We start from the raw sequence: 17,354 nt of genomic DNA, 5'->3' as shown, positions 1-17,354 counted from the left end.
AATGAAATTCTTTACTTAATAGAGTAAAAAGAGATTGCATCGGAAGGAAGTCCTAGGATACAATTTCTTATAGATGCAATAAGTAGGAACTTTGGGCAGGTTTTTCGACTTTTTTAGATAGAAATGCAGGAAATTTATACTATATTTTGATCTTTCCGGGGATGGGGAGATGGACGTCATGGTGTTTTTATAACAAAATACAGTGAAAATAGAGCTTTTTTATCAGCTTCCTCCTGTATTTTTCTGTTTTTCGACATAATCCGACCTATGCTTCTTCTATACTCGGATTGTCGCATAGACGATGAAATCATCATGACAAAATTTAAAAGTTATTTGTCCAATACATAACAGGGGGAACAACAATGAAAAAAGTATGGCAGGTGGTCATCATAGATATCCACCCCACCAGCATGCTCGGTACAAAATTGATTTTGGAAGAGCAGCAAGATCTGACGGTACGTGGCATGACTTCGACCGGAACAGAAGGGCTCGATCTGGTGAATATTCACCAGCCTGATCTGATTCTCATGGATTATCGTCTTCCGGAGGGTCAGGCAGATCAATATATTGCCCAGATGAAGAATCTGTCAGCTCACAGTCACATCATTATTTTGACGGATGAAGACAATGTGAAGCTGTTTCGTCATCTGATGAGCCTTGGTGCAAGCGGCATGTTATCCAAACAGGCTTCCCCTAGCCAGCTGATTCATCTGATCTCTGGATTACGTGAGGGCCATGTGTCCATTCCATTGTCGTGGTTAAACAGTGCGGAGTGGGCGCAACCTGTGGAGTCTCCGACAGAAGCACGTGTCATTGAATTAACAGAAACCGAAACTTTTATCATGGAAAGAATTGTTCAGGGCGTAACCTATGATAAAATAGCGAATGAGATCAACGTTAGCAGACGTTCCATTGATAATTACCTGCGTAAAATATACGTGAAGCTGGAAGTAAGCAGTAGAGCACAGGCCATTGAACGTTATGCCTTGCATGCAAGACAAGTGAAGACGGGATCCTGACGCAACAGGTTTGTTCTTCCCATGATCACAACAGTTCTGTATGCATCCGGTCATATTCGATGGCGAGCAGGAATAGGTTGTAGGGCTGCGGACTGCGAGTACAGTTTCGGAATAGGGACGAAAGGGGAACGGATCGATGAAATATTTCTTTGCTTCCCGTATCAACAGGCTTTTGTCATCACCGCTGAGGGATATACGTGAGATGTCTGGCAGGGATTATTTCATCTCTCTGGCAGAAGAATTGCCTGCGGAGGAGTTGTTTCCTTTCAAATTGTTGGAAGAAGCAGCCGTGTCTGTCTTTAGTTCAGGCCCCTCCGCTTTGCAATATGGAGAGCCAGCAGGCTACACACCCCTAAGAGAGTGGTTGAACAAAGACTGGAATGCACGCAAAGGCATACGAACGGTACCCGAGCAGATTCTGTTGACCACTGGTACCCAGCAGGCCATCGATCTGGTGATGCGTCTACTGCTTGAGCCAGGAGATTCTGTACTGGTTGAACATCCCACATCTCCAGGCTGTCTTGAGGTTCTGGAGATGCAAGGAGCCAAGATTGTGCCCGTAATGGGTGATCGGGACGGCATACTGCCAGACCTTTTGGAGCATCACATGCAGCAGGTTAGACCGAAGCTGCTTTTTGCTGCACCCAGTTTCTCGAATCCCACTGGTGCTTTGTGGAGTATGGAGCGGCGGGAGGCAGTCCTTGAGCTATGTTCGCGCTATGGTGTGCTGCTTGTGGAAGACGATTCTTATGGAGAGCTCCATTTCGATGGCCTTGAGCCAACGGAATTCTATCGTAAATATCCTTCACTCTTTGCACTGGATACTGCCGATCAGGGTGGACATGTTCTCTACATTGGTTCATTCAGCAAAACGGTAGCGCCCGCTCTTCGAACCGGATGGGCCGCTGGACATCCTGCGCTGATTCAGGCAATGGCCTCGGTTAAACGGATTGCAGATGGTCAGTCCAGTCCGATGAATCAGCGGCTGTTATATCAACTGCTTGCCCATTCCCCTTTTCGTTGGAGTGATCACCTATCCATGTTGAATCGCGAGTATAAGACAAGACTCAAACTGATGCTTGAACTGTTGAAGAGACCTGGCTGGAAAGGGTGTCAGTACAACATCCCTGAGGGCGGAATGTATCTGTGGGTACAGTTGCCTGAAGGATTAGATAGTGGCGCTCTGCTTAAGGCGGCTTTGCCCAAAGGTGTATCTTTTCTTCCTGGATCATTATGCTCCACAGGTGTACAGGATCAACGTTACATTCGGTTGAACTTTAGCCATCCGGGCCGGGATGAATTACTGCTTGGCATGAACCTGATCAGTGAAGCCATTTCCGAATTTACGGCTCGTAGCTAAGTCAGATCAAAATAGATTTTGTAGCAAAAATTAAAAATGGTTCATGACCAAAGTGATTACGTTATTGCATCCACTAACATTTTTATATATAATATGAATTAATGAGTTGTTGGTTTCTTTATATAAGCTACAATGGTGGCCGGTTCAGAAAAAGCACTCATATATTTTATCTAACGGGGGAAAAATCAACATGTCTAATATTTTATTTGTTAAAGCAAATGACCGTCCTGCAGATCAAGCAGTCAGTGTTAAATTGTACGATGCATTCTTGAGCGCATATAAAGAGTCCCACCCAGGTGACACAGTTACTGAGTTGGATCTCTACAATACAGATATTCCTTACTATGGCAACACTGTAATTACTGGTGGCTACAAAGCTGCAAACGGCATTGAAGCAACTGCCGAAGAGCAAAAAGCTGCAGCACTGGCTGCACAATTGCAAGATCAATTCTTGGCAGCAGACAAAGTGGTATTTGCATTCCCACTCTGGAACTTCACTGTTCCGGCTCCACTGGTGAACTACATTTCCTACCTGAGCCAAGCTGGTAAAATGTTCAAATACACAGCTGAAGGCCCTGTAGGTCTCGTAGGCGACAAAAAAGTGGCATTGCTGAACGCACGTGGTGGCGTTTATTCCGTAGAGCCAATGGCTTCTATTGAAATGTCTGTTAAATATGTAACTAATGTATTGGCTTTCTGGGGCATTCAAAACCCTGAGTTGGTTATCGTTGAAGGACATAACGCTTCTGCAGATCGTGCTGAAGAAATCGTTACTGCAGGTCTGAAATTGGCTTCCGAAGTAGCAGTAAAATTCTAATAGCAATCTTCTATATAGAACACATCAAAACACCTGTAGTCTCCAGTGGAGATTACAGGTGTTTTTTTGCATTCTCATTTTTTTTCACATCCGTTACTTCAGATGATTCCGGTTCAGATATGGCCTGTTTTTTCAAGTGAAACTCCGCTGCTTCAGCGATGTGTGCAAGGTCGTCCTTATTTTCAGCAGATACAGAATACGTTACATCAAGTTCATTAATGGTTCGTTCGATCATATCATTATCCTCAAGCATGTGTGCATGATCGGTTAACGCCTGTACTCCCTTAATCGTCAGAATATACTTTCCACGGGAGAGGCGTTCAAACCAGCCATAATAATTCTTTTGCAGAATCGCTGCTGCAGAGCCTACGCCTGTCTGTCTGGCAAGGTTGGCTGGAGAGGCTTCTCCGTTCGTTCGTAGAGCGGATGCGACCCGTAAGGCCTTCTCACGATATGCTGTGACCAGCTGTCTGCGTGTACTGCCTCCTGTATTGTAGTCTCCGCTGCGTTCGTCGAATTCCTTAAGCAAGCGTTTCTGTCGAACACCGCTTTTACGGGCAACCTGATTGCGGCCAGTGAGGGGGATCGGGGCGGAGGGCTCGCACAATACATCAATCAGGGGGGCTTTGGTTTTGTAAAATGTGACAGTTAGCAGCCCCAGACCAAGTTGTCTGCATAGTGCAGCCAGTTCGCTCCAGCGTTGGTTCACGGCTCCGCGTTTACTGCGATTGCGCTCGACGGCCAGATACACCAACGGGCTAAGCTTCAAGCGCTGCATGCCCTGTAATAACAGGGAGAGGTTAAATGTTTTTTTCATCTCCACGATGAGTGGTTCGTCCCGGTCCGATCTGACCCCTACGAGGTCACAATGCCTGACTTCCGCCTTGACGTCGAAGCCACGCTGCTCGAAGAATGCCTTCACAGGCGAATATAATTCGGTTTCGTATTTCACTGCCATTGTCCGTGCTCCTTTCCAGAGGTGGCCTGTCTCTGACCATGTGTTGTCCGGTTTCCTGAATTTAGAACCCTCATTATATCATATTCGTTCTTTTTTTTCTGAAGGCACAAGATGTCTGATAGAACAGGGAAAAGCCAAAATTCGAAGCCGTTGATTGAAAAAAAGAGGTCAACTTATCCGAATTGCCGCATAGGTATGTAATACACTTTTCACAACAAAACAAGACGTTTGGACAGAGGGTGGCGGGACTACACAGGACCGCAAGATTGGTATTCAAGCAGGAGCCGCAATTCTATTGATTTCTTCATACCATTCGGAATGGTTGACAATCACACTAAAGGAGCCATGGGAGGTACCAAGCATGAATATTTTTGAACGCGTTGCGGAACATCGGGCAGAGAGTGACCGTTTGACATGGAACGGAACATTTGAAGATTATATTGCAATGCTGAGAGAGGACCCGACTCCGGCAATGACGGCTCACGCCAGAGTGTATGAGATGATTGAATCGTTTGGCGTGGAAGAAGTAGGTGGGCATAAGCGGTACAAGTTTTTTGAACAGGAGATCTTTGGGCTGGACCGTTCGATTGAGAAGCTGGTTGAAGAATACTTTCACTCGGCAGCACGCCGTCTGGATGTACGGAAGCGGATTTTGCTCCTGATGGGTCCCGTAAGTGGAGGGAAATCGACGCTGGTGACGCTGCTGAAGCGGGGGCTTGAACAGTTCTCGCGGACAGAGAAAGGTGCCATATACGCCATTGATGGATGCCCAATGCATGAGGAACCGCTACATCTGATTCCACTGGAGCTTCGTCCTGAAGTGGAAAAGGAAATTGGAGTCCGCATTGAGGGTAACCTTTGCCCATCCTGCCAGATGAGACTCCGTACCGAATATGGTGGTGATATCAGCAAGGTGCCGGTGGAACGGGTCCTTGTTTCCGAAGATAATCGGGTGGGGATAGGAACGTTCAGTCCATCTGATCCGAAATCACAGGACATTGCCGATCTGACGGGGAGTATCGACTTCTCCACCATTACCGAGTTCGGTTCCGAATCCGATCCACGTGCCTATCGTTTTGATGGGGAATTGAACAAGGCGAACCGTGGGTTAATGGAGTTTCAGGAGATGTTGAAATGTGATGAGAAATTCCTGTGGAATCTCCTGTCGCTCACACAGGAAGGAAATTTCAAAGCAGGACGCTTTGCCTTAATCAGTGCGGATGAGATGATTGTGGCGCATACGAATGAATCGGAGTATAAGTCGTTTATCTCCAATAAGAAGAATGAGGCACTGCAATCCCGGATGATTGTCATGCCGATTCCTTACAATCTGAAGGTGTCCGAGGAAGAGAAAATCTATGCCAAGCTGATTCAGCAAAGTGACATGAAGCATGTTCATATTGCACCGCATGCACTGCGGACTGCAGCCATTTTTTCCATACTTACCCGCTTGAAGGAAACGAAGAAACAAGGCATGGATCTCGTTAAAAAGATGCGCATGTATGATGGTGAAGAAGTAGAAGGATACAAAGAAGCTGATCTGCGCGAGATGCAAAATGAGTATTTGGATGAAGGGATGTCCGGCATTGATCCACGGTATGTCATTAACCGGATCTCCAGTGCTTTGATTAAGCAAAATCTTCAGTGCATTAACGCGCTGGACATTCTGCGGGCGATCAAGGATGGTCTGGACCAGCATGCCTCGATCACGAAGGAAGAGCGGGAGCGTTATCTGAACTTTATCGCTCTTGCACGCAAGGAGTATGATGAACTGGCCAAGAAGGAAGTACAGAAAGCATTTGTGTACTCATTCGAGGAATCCGCAAGAACGTTATTCGAGAATTACCTCGATAACATTGAAGCATTCTGCAACTGGTCCAAGATGCGTGACCCGCTCACGGATGAAGAAATGGACCCGGATGAGCGTCTGATGCGATCCATTGAGGAACAGATCGGGATCTCCGAGAATGCAAAGAAAGCGTTCAGAGAAGAGATTCTGATCCGAATCTCGGCTTACTCCCGCAAGGAGCGCAAGTTCGAATACAGCAGCCATGACCGTTTGCGTGAAGCGATTGAGAAAAAGTTGTTTACTGATCTGAAAGATATCGTCAAGATCACAACCTCAACCAAAACACCGGATGCAACACAATTGAAACGTATGAATGAAGTCATTAAACGCTTAATTGAGGAACATGGATACACCGCAGCCAGCGCGAATGAACTGTTACGTTATGTGGGTAGTCTGCTTAATCGCTAATCGGCAACAAACCATTCCGGATCAGGCTCCTGATGCCTGCTGTGAGGCTCCTTCACAGCAGGGTCAGGGCCTTTTTAATTACATGAAGGTCATATTAATCTAAAAAGCTGACAAATAAGGTTAATTTTAAAGAGAATTAGTTCTAATGGTATATGTATATTTAGGTATTTTAGTCTATAATCAATACATATATTTACAATTTAAAGTAATTTAGTGTTTATTAAGGAGCTGACTGAACCAGATATGAGCAGTATTTCCGCAACAAGACAGAAGCAACTTGATTACATGGGATTAACCGCAGGGGATCTAAAACTGCTTGCCGATCATCGGCCTGTTTTTAAAAAAGTCGTTAATGAAGTGGTAGATCATTTCTACAATCATGTGGGAAACTATCCTGAATTGGTAGATCTGATCGCCCGATTCTCTACGATTGATCGTCTAAAAGAAACACAGAAGATGTACTGGTTATCGATGACGGACGGGGTCGTTGACGACGCATATATTGAGCAACGGATTGCGATTGGACTTGTGCATTCACGGATTGGTCTATCTGAAGATTATTATCTAGGTACCTATATGGTCTACCTGGATATTGCAACGAGCATATTCCAACAGGTTATCCCTGATTCCTGGCATCTTGTCATCCAGGCGCTCAGCAAAATGTTTAATCTGGACTCACAGCTTGTCCTTGAGGCCTATGAGAAGAAAGAAAAAGAAAAGTTATCACAGCTAGCCGATGATCAACAACATACATTGCAGGCGATTACGCAGATTACCCAAGAGCTTACAGGCATGATTAGTGAATTAAATGAAAGTGCAATGGCTATATCGAGTGTTGCCAAAGAAACAGCGGCTTCTCAGGATCAGGCTCAGGTTATGCTTACTGAATTAACAGGAGAGATCCAGCAGATCGGAAAAATGGGTGAACTCATTCGCGAGATATCGGATCAGAGTCATCTTGTCGGTCTGAACGCAGCGATTGAAGCTGCTCATGCAGGAGAGTTTGGACGTGGCTTCGAAGTAGTCGCTAGTGAGGTGCGCAAGCTTGCAGCCAGTTCCCGAGATGCCCAGGGTAAGATTCAGTCTAATCTGGAGCAGATCATGAAGAAACTGAGCAGTGTGCAGCAGGAGTCGGATCATACGTCTCGCGGAGCACGTAGCCAAGCTTCACGCTCGGCTGAACTCGCTGTATTTGCAACAACAATGGAGAAACTGTCTCTGGATTTGAAGAATCTGGAACAGCAGGAATAGAGCTTAAAAGCATTAGGAACCTTCCATACCGTTTCAGGCTGTTTTAAGCTATAATGGGTAGACAAACCTGCCGATGTTATAGAAAATGCAGCCGGAGACAGGGGATTCGAAAGAGGTTGAGGTGATCAGATGGCTTCTATCCATGATGTAGCCAAGGAAGCGGGAGTATCTGTTGCAACCGTTTCCAAAGTGATAAACGATTATCCTGATGTAAGTGAAAAAACACGCAAAAAAGTCAATATAGCCATCGAATTATTGAAATATCAACCTAATGTGGTCGCACGTGGACTTGTCAAACGCCGTTCATGGACGGTGGGAGTACTGTTAACGGTTCCGTTTACAAACCCTTTTGTGTCGGAGTTGCTGGAAGGGATCAAGACAGCGCTGGAGAACAGTGGATATGATCTGGTCCGGTTGTCTACTCGATTCGATGATCCGGCGTACTCGTTCATCAAACATTGCCGCAGTCGTAATGTGGATGGCGTTGTGGTATTCGGGGAAGGCAGAGAAAATGCGAGTATTCAGGAACTGGTGGATGCAGAGATTCCAACGATGTTTGTTGATACGGACATGTTGGGCAAACGTGCTGGTTACATTACTACGGATAACGCGAACGGAATCTCGATGGGTGTCAAACATCTGCATGAGCTTGGGCACCGCAAAATTGCCTATATCTCAGGGACACTTGGACCTGCTGTAGCCAATCTGCGATTGGAAGGATATCGGGAAGGGCTACGAGAATGCGGCATCCCGTATTCTACGGTATATCTGGAGATCTGCGATTATTCCTTCGACGGGGGAAGCAAGGCTGCCCGACGATTGCTGGCACTTCAGGATCAACCAACGGGAATTGTCTGTGCATCAGACATGTCTGCCTTTGGTGCGATTCATGAAATTGAAAAGCATGGACTGAGTGTACCAGAAGATATCTCGGTTGTCGGGTTCGATAACACGTATTATGCTGAGGTATTCAAACCGGGGTTGACCACGGTGAATCAGAATATCTATTCCATTGGCATTAAGTCCATCGAATATCTGATTGCCATGATCGAGAATCCATCTTATTCTCCTCCTGTAGTGACGGAACCTTCCAATCTGGTCATCCGTCAGACGACAGCACCTTTAAAAGCTTAAAAAACGTAAATAGTAAAGATGTTTACACGAAGCACAGCTAATAAGCTGTGCTTTTTGTCGTTATACATCTCATTTGGAAACATATGGTTTATGGAGTGGTGCAAGTCCTATAGTTTAACGGGTAAACAAAGTTTACTGGCAATCGTATAATGAAAGTGCTTACAATTTTCTGTCCATTTGCATCTATCCATCCTGTATAACGATCTTGTAAAGGGCTGGCACATGGCAGAGCAAAGGTTATTCTTCACAAACAACGAACCAAGGAGGAGATCGGATGCATTTGAGAAAATGGTGGAGCTTGTGCTTGTCGGCTGTATTGATCTTCAGTTTGTTCCCAAGTGTGGGAACAGGAGGGACACGTGCTTCGGCAGCGGACGTTAAGACTGGCTATGATGAAGTACTGTTCAAGGCTGATTTTGAAGATGGTGTGTTGGGACAATGGCGTCCACGTGCGAGTGAAAAGCTTGATATCGTAACGCAAGTAGGTCACGACAGTACACGCAGCCTGAGAACCTCTTCACGTACCGAAACGTTCCATGGACCCTTAGTTGAAGTGCTGGATCATGTACAGAAGGGTAGCACAGTTCATATTTCATTTTGGGCCATGTACGATGAAGGACCGGACAGTCAGGTCATTAACGGTTCACTCGAGAAAGAATACAATAAGGACGCTTCGAGTCTTGAATATGCTACCTTTGCCTCCGCTACCTTGAACAAAGGACAGTGGAAAAAAGTCGAGGCCGATGTGGTGATTCCCGAAGAAAATAGTGGCATCACCGGATTCCGCATGTATGTGGAGACACCATGGAAGACGTCAGCGGAAGTGACGCCGGCAGATACGATTTCATTTTACGTGGATGATGTTCTGATTACGGCTGCTCAGAAAATTGAAATTGAGAAGGATATTCCGAATCTGGTCGATATCGTGGGACAAAATTACGCAATGGGAGCTGCCATCAACCAGTCTGCACTAGACGCGGAAAACCAGCATTCCCAGTTGTTGATGAAACACTTTAATAGTATTACAGCGGACAATTTTATGAAAATGGATGCGATGCAGCCCAAGGAAGGAGAGTTTGTCTGGTCAGAGACAGATCGCCTGGTGAAGTTTGCCGAAGCAAATGACATGGAAATCAGAGGTCATACGCTGTTATGGCATAGTCAGGTGCCGAATTGGTTCTTTACTGATCCGAATGATGCATCGAAACCTGCCACGCGGGAACAGTTGCTTGCGCGGATGAAAACCCATATTCAAACCATCGTGACCCGGTACAAAGGAAAGGTTCATACATGGGATGTCGTCAATGAAGTCATCTCAGACGGAGGCGGCTTGCGGAATGAGGCCAGTAATTCCAAGTGGAGAGATATTATTGGGGATGTGGATGGCGACGGAGATGACAGTGATTACATTGAGTTGGCTTTCCGTTATGCACGTGAGGCTGACCCCGATGCTGTACTGGTGATTAATGACTATGGAATGGAGGGCAATGGAAACAAGGTGAATGATATGGTGAAGCTTGTAGAGAAGCTGCTTGCCAAAGGAACACCGATTGATGCGGTTGGATTCCAGATGCATGTATCCATGTACGGACCGGATGTAAAGCTCATTCGTGAGGCTTTTGAGAAAGTGATCGCTCTTGGTGTAAATGTACAGGTTACAGAGCTTGACGTTTCGATCTATTCGAGTAATTCTGAACTGGAGATGCCTGTCACAGAAGAATTAATGCTGCAACAAGCTTACCGTTATCGTGAACTGTTCGACCTGTTCGACGAGTTGGGAAAACGCGGTGTAATGGACAGCGTTACAGTCTGGGGACTTGCGGATGATGGTACATGGCTTGATAATCATCCAGTCAAAGGACGCAAAGATGCACCATTGTTATTTGATCGTAAATTAAAAGCAAAACCGGCATTTTGGGCACTGGTCGACCCTACCACCCTTCCGATCTATCGTAATGAATGGACAGCATTGAAGGCCAGCCCTTCTTTCCCGAACCACAAAGGACAGGAAGATATTCTTTGGGGTGCTGTGAAAGGGCTCGAAATTAATCATCTGGCAGATGGTACATCTGCGGTTACGGGTGAGGCTCGTATGATGTGGGATGCCAAAAAGGTGAATTTAAGAGTGGAAGTGAAGGATACCACACGTCGCAAAGGGGATCAGGTGCAGGTTTTCCTCGCGGAAGAAGTCAAGGGGACAGGCGCTGCAACTTCTGAAGCTGATCTGTCTGCCAAGAAGAAAAATCCGCCGTCCGCAAATGGTCAATATACATTTAAACGGGATGGCGGTAAAGGCAAAGATAAAAATGCTTACAACGTACAGGAGACAAAAACCGGGTATGTTGTATACGCATCACTGCCTATGTCGGCTGCTTTACTTACTGAAGGCCAGGTCTTGTCTCTGGATTTTCGGATTACGGATGAACATGCGGCTGGAAAGACAGCGACCATTGTTTGGAATGATATTTCCAATCAACAGCCCGACAAACCAGCCAACCGGGGCAAACTGAAGCTCGGTTCTGTTTTGAAACAAACCAAGGTCACTTATGGCAAACCTGTCATTGATGCAAAAAAGGATAACGTCTGGAAAAAGGCTGCATCTGTTAAAACGGATGTCTGGGTGGTCGGAAACTCCGGTGCAACGGCGACTGCACAGCTGTTATGGGATGAGAAATACCTGTACGTATTAGCAGATGTGAAAGATCCTTTGCGAAGCAAATTAAGTTCTAATGCACATGAGCAGGATTCAATTGAAATTTTTATCGACCCGAGCAAAGATCAGACAACATTCTATCAGGAGGATGACGCCCAGTACCGGGTCAATTTTGATAATGAGGCTTCTTTTGGAGGAAATGCACGGAAAGAAAGTTTCAAATCAGCTACCCGATTAACAAGCGGAGGGTATACAGTTGAAGTGGCAATCCCACTAGACAGCGTTCGTGCTGAAGGGCAAAGATGGATTGGGTTTGATCTTCAAGTTAATGATGATGGCGCGGGAGATGGCAAGCGAAGCAGTGTGTCCATCTGGAGTGATTCATCAGGTAATTCTTATCAAGATACTTCCGGTTTTGGCAGTCTGTTATTGACTCGTAAATAGAATATTTAGTTGTGAATTAGAATATGAGAATGTTAGCTATTCAACATTGTATATCTGGAAATAAGTGTTGATTTTAAAGGCTGGGACGTTTAGACTATATACATTCATATAAACGGGTTCCAATGTATGACAACGGCTTCAACTAAGTCTGTTATCACGAGTCAAATGATGCGGAGGGAGTGCCTGTCATCCAGACAGCGCACTCGCTTCTTTTTTACATTTTTGCATACATACAAGGCATTTCCCGGTTGAAAGGACAGAGTGAGTGGAGCACCTACATGGCACGTACAACTTAGAACTTGTTATTTTATCCTATATTATTGCATCGTTAGCTTCATACGCTGCCCTTGACCTTGCAGGCCGTGTAAGTCAGGCTAGCGGGATGGCGCGGAATGTATGGCTTACCTGCGGTGCAGTATCGATGGGGCTGGGAATCTGGTCCATGCATTTCGTAGGTATGCTTGCTTTTGTTCTGCCTACGCAAGTCTCCTATTCCACCGGTAAGGTTGTTTTATCTGTTCTACTTGCTATTGTCGCATCGGGGGTGGCCTTGAACATTGCGGGTAGACAATCGGGCAGGATAAGCAAGCTCATGATTGCTGGAGTACTGATGACAGCAGGGATCAGCTCAATGCATTATGTGGGAATGGCAGCGATGTCAATTCCGGTTACGTATGAACCAGGCAGAGTGGTGTTATCCATTCTGATTGCAGCGCTTGCTTCATTTGCGGCATTGTGGCTCATGTTTTTCTTCCGTTATCATCAATCAAGACATACCTGGGTTTACAAGATGGGCAGCGGTCTCATTATGGGTATTGGAATCTCTGGCATGCATTATACCGGGATGTCAGCCGCACATTTCCATCATTCACATGGCTCGATGGTAAGTTCAGGTATGCAGATTGAGCCAGGCATTCTCGCCTACTTGATCGCATCGGGCACATTTATTGCTTTGGGTTTGACGTTGTTTGGCATATTCATCAATCAACGAATGTCACAGAAAGATCGACGGATTCATGAGAATGAGCAATGGTATCAGGCCCTGTATCATAACCATTCGGATGCCATTATTTCAGTGAACAAGGAAGGTATTGTCAAAGGGATTAATGCTGCTGTAACAACAATCACCGGATATCTTGAAAAAGAGGTCATGGATCGTTCCATTGATGAGATCGCTCAGCAAATCGATATAGAGTGGATAAGTGAATTTGATTCCATCGATTGGGATGATCATGGGCTGGAGCAGGCGCACTACATGGCCAAAATGAGAGACGTACAGGGTGAACTTCTGGACCTTAGTATTGTTGTAGTTCCTGTTGTCATTGATGGCAGACATGTGGGAAGTCACATTTTGATCAAAGACGTTACGGAGGAGAAACAGGCTCAGGAGAGGATTCGTCACCAAGCTTTGCATGATCCGTTGACGGGACTGCCCAATCGGCGCAAGTTGGATGATGTGCTGGCTTGTACGATCCAAGATTCAGCAGAAAAAGGGAATTCTTTTGCCGTTATGGTGATGGATATAGATCGTTTCAAGATGATTAATGACTCGTTGGGACATTCCATTGGAGATGTATTTCTAAGAGAAGTCAGCAACCGGATCATGAAAGCCATAGAGGCTTCTGATCCCTTGGCTATGGAGAATGTCATGCTGGCCCGGATGGGCGGTGACGAGTTCACACTCGTTGTGACCCAGGATCAAGCGACAGAAGTACGAGTGGCAGAACTTGCAAAACAGATTGTTGAAGCCATTCAGTTACCTTATCGACTGAAGGAGAATGACTTTTACGTAACCGCCAGCATTGGAATTGCGATGTATCCGGATCATGGAGTGGGCGTGGATGCTTTGCTGAAACATGCGGACTCCGCCATGTATGAAGTGAAGAAAAACGGCAAGAATGGTTTCCAATTCTACACTGCCCAACTGGATTCGGAACTATATGAACGCATTGAGCTGGAGGGTTATCTTCGTAAAGCGTTGGAACGCGATGAGATGGTCCTGTACTATCAACCACAGATTCGTACCGAGGATAGCCGCATGATTGGTGTGGAGGCTCTTATACGTTGGAACCATCCACTCAAAGGTCTGCTCGCACCCAATGTGTTTATCCCGCTTGCAGAAGAGACAGGCATGATCTATGAGATTGGCAATTGGACGCTGCGGGAAGCATGCAGGCAGATGAAACTCTGGCATGCTAGTGGCGGACCACTCATTCCGGTATCGGTTAACTTGTCCAGCCAGCAGTTCCACCAATCCAACTTGGTAGAACAGGTCAAGAATGCACTCTTGGAGACAGGGCTGGATGCTCGATATCTGGAACTGGAAATAACAGAGAGCATGATGATGGATGCATCCGTATCCACGGCGATTCTTAATGAACTGACAGCACTGGGTGTCAAGATCAGCCTGGATGATTTCGGTACAGGATACAGCTCACTCAGTTATCTGAAGCATTTCCCGATTCACAAGCTCAAGATTGATCGTTCGTTTGTGACGGACATTACAGAAAGTCACAGCGATCAAGCCATTGTGGCGACCATTATATCGATGGCACAGAATCTCAAGATGGAAGTCATTGCGGAAGGCATTGAGACGAAAGGCCAACTGGATATTCTGATGCAGAATGACTGCCGGGAAATTCAGGGATATTATTTCAGTCGCCCACTGCCAGCAAGTGAAGTGGAGCATGATTTTTTTGTGCCGCTGCGATTGCAGGGTAATGGTACACCGCCAGCACCATCCTAATTTTATGTATGCCAAGCGGCAAGTCCCCGTGTATGTCGGGAACTTGCCGCTTTTTTGTGTTTTATTTTTCGATACTCCGAAACCTTACATAAACTTGCGGTGGTGTTTCTTGCCGTCATACGTAAACCAGATCGGTTTATCCTCGACACGTGTCTCTACATGTACCGTACGTCCCCAGAGGCGATACAGATAAGGCAGAGTGCGTTCCATATATTTCAAATCCAGCTCGATGCCTTCATATTGATGTTTCAGCACGAGTTCCCCTGTCCGCAGATAATCAGCATCTTGCACGACCAAGTAAGGGGAGCCCCCGTTGACACGTGAAAATACGAGCTGATCCCGTATGTTCTCCCAGGACTTGTCGGTGATTTTCCAGTCCGGACCTTTTTTCTCGAATACGTAGAGGTCCAGGTCTTCGGTTAATTGCTTGGTCATGTAATTGCGGATAAAGGAGGTATCGGAATCAAATTCACGCACCTCGAACATTTTGGCACGACCTTGGCCCGGTTTGCGGCCCCAACGTTCCTGTTCTTCACGGGTTGGGTTATCCCAGCGGCGTTCAATATCCTCGAAAATCTTCAGTCCCAAATAATACGGGTTCAGACTTTGTTTGGATGGCTGCACCACGGAGGAGTTGAGCTTCGCAAATTCGATCGTATCCTCACTGTTCAGATCGAGCTCACGGATAATGCGTTGATGCCAGTAGGATGCCCAGCCTTCGTTCATGATTTTGGTTTCCATCTGTGGCCAGAAATATAACATCTCCTCACGCATCATACTCATGATATCCCGCTGCCAGTCGGTCAACACTTCGGAGAATTCCTGAATAAACCACATGACATCCTTCTCCGGTTCAGGCGGAAAATGATGGACCTGAATACCTTCAGCGGGTGCTTCTTCCGTCTGCACGTCATCAAGTGACCACAGATCATCATAGCGGCCTTCCGGCCGTGGTTTTTTCTCACCGCGCTGCTCCCGCATTTTCATCTCCATGTAACGTTGTTTGTCCAAATGGCGGGGTTTAATCAGCTGTGGGTCCACATGTTCCTGAATTGCGATCACGGCATCGATAAATGCTTCGACGGCTTCCGTTCCGTACTCCATCTCATAATTACTGATCCGATCCGCCGTAGCAGCCATGCTTTCGACCATATTACGGTTGGATTTGGAGAAGCGGGCATTATTTTTGAAAAAATCGCAGTGTGCCAATACGTGGGCTACGATCAATTTGTTCTGAATCAGGGAATTGCCATCCAGCAAGAAGGCATAACAAGGGTTGGAGTTGATGACAAGCTCATAAATTTTGCTGAGTCCAAAATCGTATTGCATTTTCATCTTATGAAATGTTTTGCCAAAGCTCCAGTGGCTGAATCTGGTCGGCATGCCGTAGGCTCCAAATGTATAAATAATATCCGATGGGCAGATTTCGTACCGCATGGGGTAATAATCCAGGCCAAAACTATTGGCAATCTCCATAATCTCGGCAATTGCGTATTCTAGGTCGCGGATCTCATCTGTCATCTAACGGTGCCTCCTTCCCGTTTCTGGAAAAAGCTGCGCAAAGCTTTGTACACTTCGCCTTTTTCTTTGATCACATAATACATGAACTGATCCATCTTGATATGACGGTAAGCCGACATCAGTGTGCTGCTACGGTTGTACTGATTCACTTCGCCGTATCCAAACATGTTGCTACGCTTCATTAACTCGCCGATCAGCTTCACACACCGTTCGTTATCCGAGGTCAGATTATCCCCGTCAGAGAAGTGGAAAGGGTAGATGTTGTAGCTGGAAGGTGGATATCGGCTGTCAATAATATCCAGTGCCTTCATATATACAGAGGAGCAGATGGTGCCTCCGCTCTCGCCACGGGTAAAGAACTCTTCTTCGGTTACTTCCTTGGCTTCCGTATGATGGGCGAGGAAAACAATCTCAACTTTCTCATACTGACGGCGGAGGAAACGGGTCATCCAGAAGAAAAAGCTGCGCGCGCAGTATTTCTCAAACGAACCCATGGACCCGGATGTATCCATCATGGCAATAATAACGGCATTGGATTGTGGAATGATTTTGTCTTCCCATGTCTTGTAGCGCAGGTCATCCGGACTGATGTGATGGATGCCTGGCGTACCGGTCGTTGCATTGCGACGCAGATTCTCCAGAATGGTACGTTTCTTGTCAATATTGGACTGCATACCTTTTTTGCGAATATCGTTGAAAACTACCGTATGTGTCTCAATCAGGTCTTTGTCTTTCTGCTTCAGATCGGGTAATTCCAGCTCAGCGAAGAGCATATCTTCCAGTTCCTCAATACTAACTTCGGCTTCCACAATATCATGACCAGGCTGATCGCCAGCTTTTTCACCTTTGCCGGGTTTCTGCGAAGCAGAGGGATCACGACCAATGACGTCTCCGACCTGACTGTCACCATCTCCTTGACCGACATGTTTTTGCTTCTGGTAGTTATACACAAAACGGTACTCATCCAGACTGCGGATTGGTACCTTGATGATTTGTTTTCCATCAGACATGATGATGTTTTCTTCCGTAATCAGATCAGGCAGATTCTGCTTGATGACATCTTTCACCTTTTGCTGATGGCGCTGTTGGTCCTGGTACCCTTTGCGGTGAAGCGACCAATCTTCCTTCGACACGACGAACGAGTAAGGCTGGTGTGGATTTGACATGTAGGCACCCCCATTGATTACGCGGCAC

10 protein-coding genes and 1 pseudogene are annotated in these 17,354 nt (G+C 46.2%); 8 read left to right on the top strand and 3 right to left on the bottom strand.

The genetic code is table 11. The features are described from left to right. Positions 1-362 precede the first annotated feature (362 nt). The 3 genes from D829_RS0114245 (at position 363) to D829_RS0114235 (ending at position 3,196) form a co-directional block, all read left to right on the top strand. Positions 363-1,019, top strand: a complete 657-nt coding sequence (locus tag D829_RS0114245) for a response regulator transcription factor (protein ID WP_017689577.1) — start codon at positions 363-365, stop codon at positions 1,017-1,019. Between the two features lie 136 nt (positions 1,020-1,155). Continuing rightward, positions 1,156-2,379: a PLP-dependent aminotransferase family protein gene (locus D829_RS0114240; protein WP_017689576.1), complete on the top strand. Its 1,224-nt coding sequence runs from the start codon at positions 1,156-1,158 to the stop codon at positions 2,377-2,379. Between the two features lie 190 nt (positions 2,380-2,569). Continuing rightward, positions 2,570-3,196 carry an FMN-dependent NADH-azoreductase gene (locus D829_RS0114235; protein WP_017689575.1) on the top strand — a complete coding sequence of 209 codons (627 nt, stop codon included), beginning with the start codon at positions 2,570-2,572 and terminating at the stop codon, positions 3,194-3,196. Between the two features lie 244 nt (positions 3,197-3,440). Here the strand turns inward: D829_RS0114235 and D829_RS31080 are convergent. Next, positions 3,441-4,154: pseudogene (locus tag D829_RS31080) on the bottom strand (DUF2161 family putative PD-(D/E)XK-type phosphodiesterase); the annotation flags it as partial. A 361-nt stretch (positions 4,155-4,515) separates the two neighbouring features. Between D829_RS31080 and D829_RS0114225 the strand changes: the two are divergent. From D829_RS0114225 to D829_RS0114205, 5 genes are all read left to right on the top strand, one after another. Next, positions 4,516-6,411, top strand: coding sequence for a PrkA family serine protein kinase (locus D829_RS0114225; protein WP_017689573.1), 1,896 nt, complete (start codon positions 4,516-4,518; stop codon positions 6,409-6,411). A gap of 243 nt (positions 6,412-6,654) precedes the next feature. After that, positions 6,655-7,662 (top strand): globin-coupled sensor protein, encoded by a 1,008-nt coding sequence (locus D829_RS0114220; protein WP_017689572.1) that lies wholly within the window; start codon positions 6,655-6,657, stop codon positions 7,660-7,662. Positions 7,663-7,791: 129 nt separating this feature from the next. Next, a complete protein-coding gene (locus D829_RS0114215; protein ID WP_017689571.1) occupies positions 7,792-8,796 on the top strand; it encodes a LacI family DNA-binding transcriptional regulator in 1,005 nt (334 codons plus the stop codon). Between the two features lie 274 nt (positions 8,797-9,070). Further along, the gene (locus D829_RS0114210; RefSeq protein ID WP_017689570.1) at positions 9,071-11,893 is read left to right on the top strand and encodes an endo-1,4-beta-xylanase; all 2,823 of its coding nucleotides are present in this window, start codon (positions 9,071-9,073) and stop codon (positions 11,891-11,893) included. A gap of 265 nt (positions 11,894-12,158) precedes the next feature. Further along, entirely contained in the window at positions 12,159-14,639 is a 2,481-nt protein-coding gene (locus tag D829_RS0114205) for an EAL domain-containing protein (protein WP_017689569.1), read from the top strand. An 84-nt stretch (positions 14,640-14,723) separates the two neighbouring features. On the opposite strand, the gene D829_RS0114200 is transcribed toward D829_RS0114205, so the two are convergent. Both D829_RS0114200 and yhbH read right to left on the bottom strand, forming a co-directional pair. Next, on the bottom strand, positions 14,724-16,160 hold the full coding sequence (locus D829_RS0114200) for a SpoVR family protein (RefSeq protein WP_017689568.1): 1,437 nt from the start codon (positions 16,158-16,160) through the stop codon (positions 14,724-14,726). Then, a complete protein-coding gene (yhbH, locus tag D829_RS0114195; RefSeq protein ID WP_017689567.1) occupies positions 16,157-17,326 on the bottom strand; it encodes a sporulation protein YhbH in 1,170 nt (389 codons plus the stop codon). The genes D829_RS0114200 and yhbH overlap by 4 nt, the downstream gene beginning before the upstream one ends. Positions 17,327-17,354: the final 28 nt, after the last annotated feature.

The sequence above is a fragment of the Paenibacillus sp. PAMC 26794 genome (assembly GCF_000316035.1).
Taxonomy (GTDB): Bacteria; Bacillota; Bacilli; order Paenibacillales; family Paenibacillaceae; genus Paenibacillus.
The sequence above is the reverse complement of the archived record's forward strand: the minus strand, read 5'-3'. Positions and strand labels throughout refer to the sequence as shown.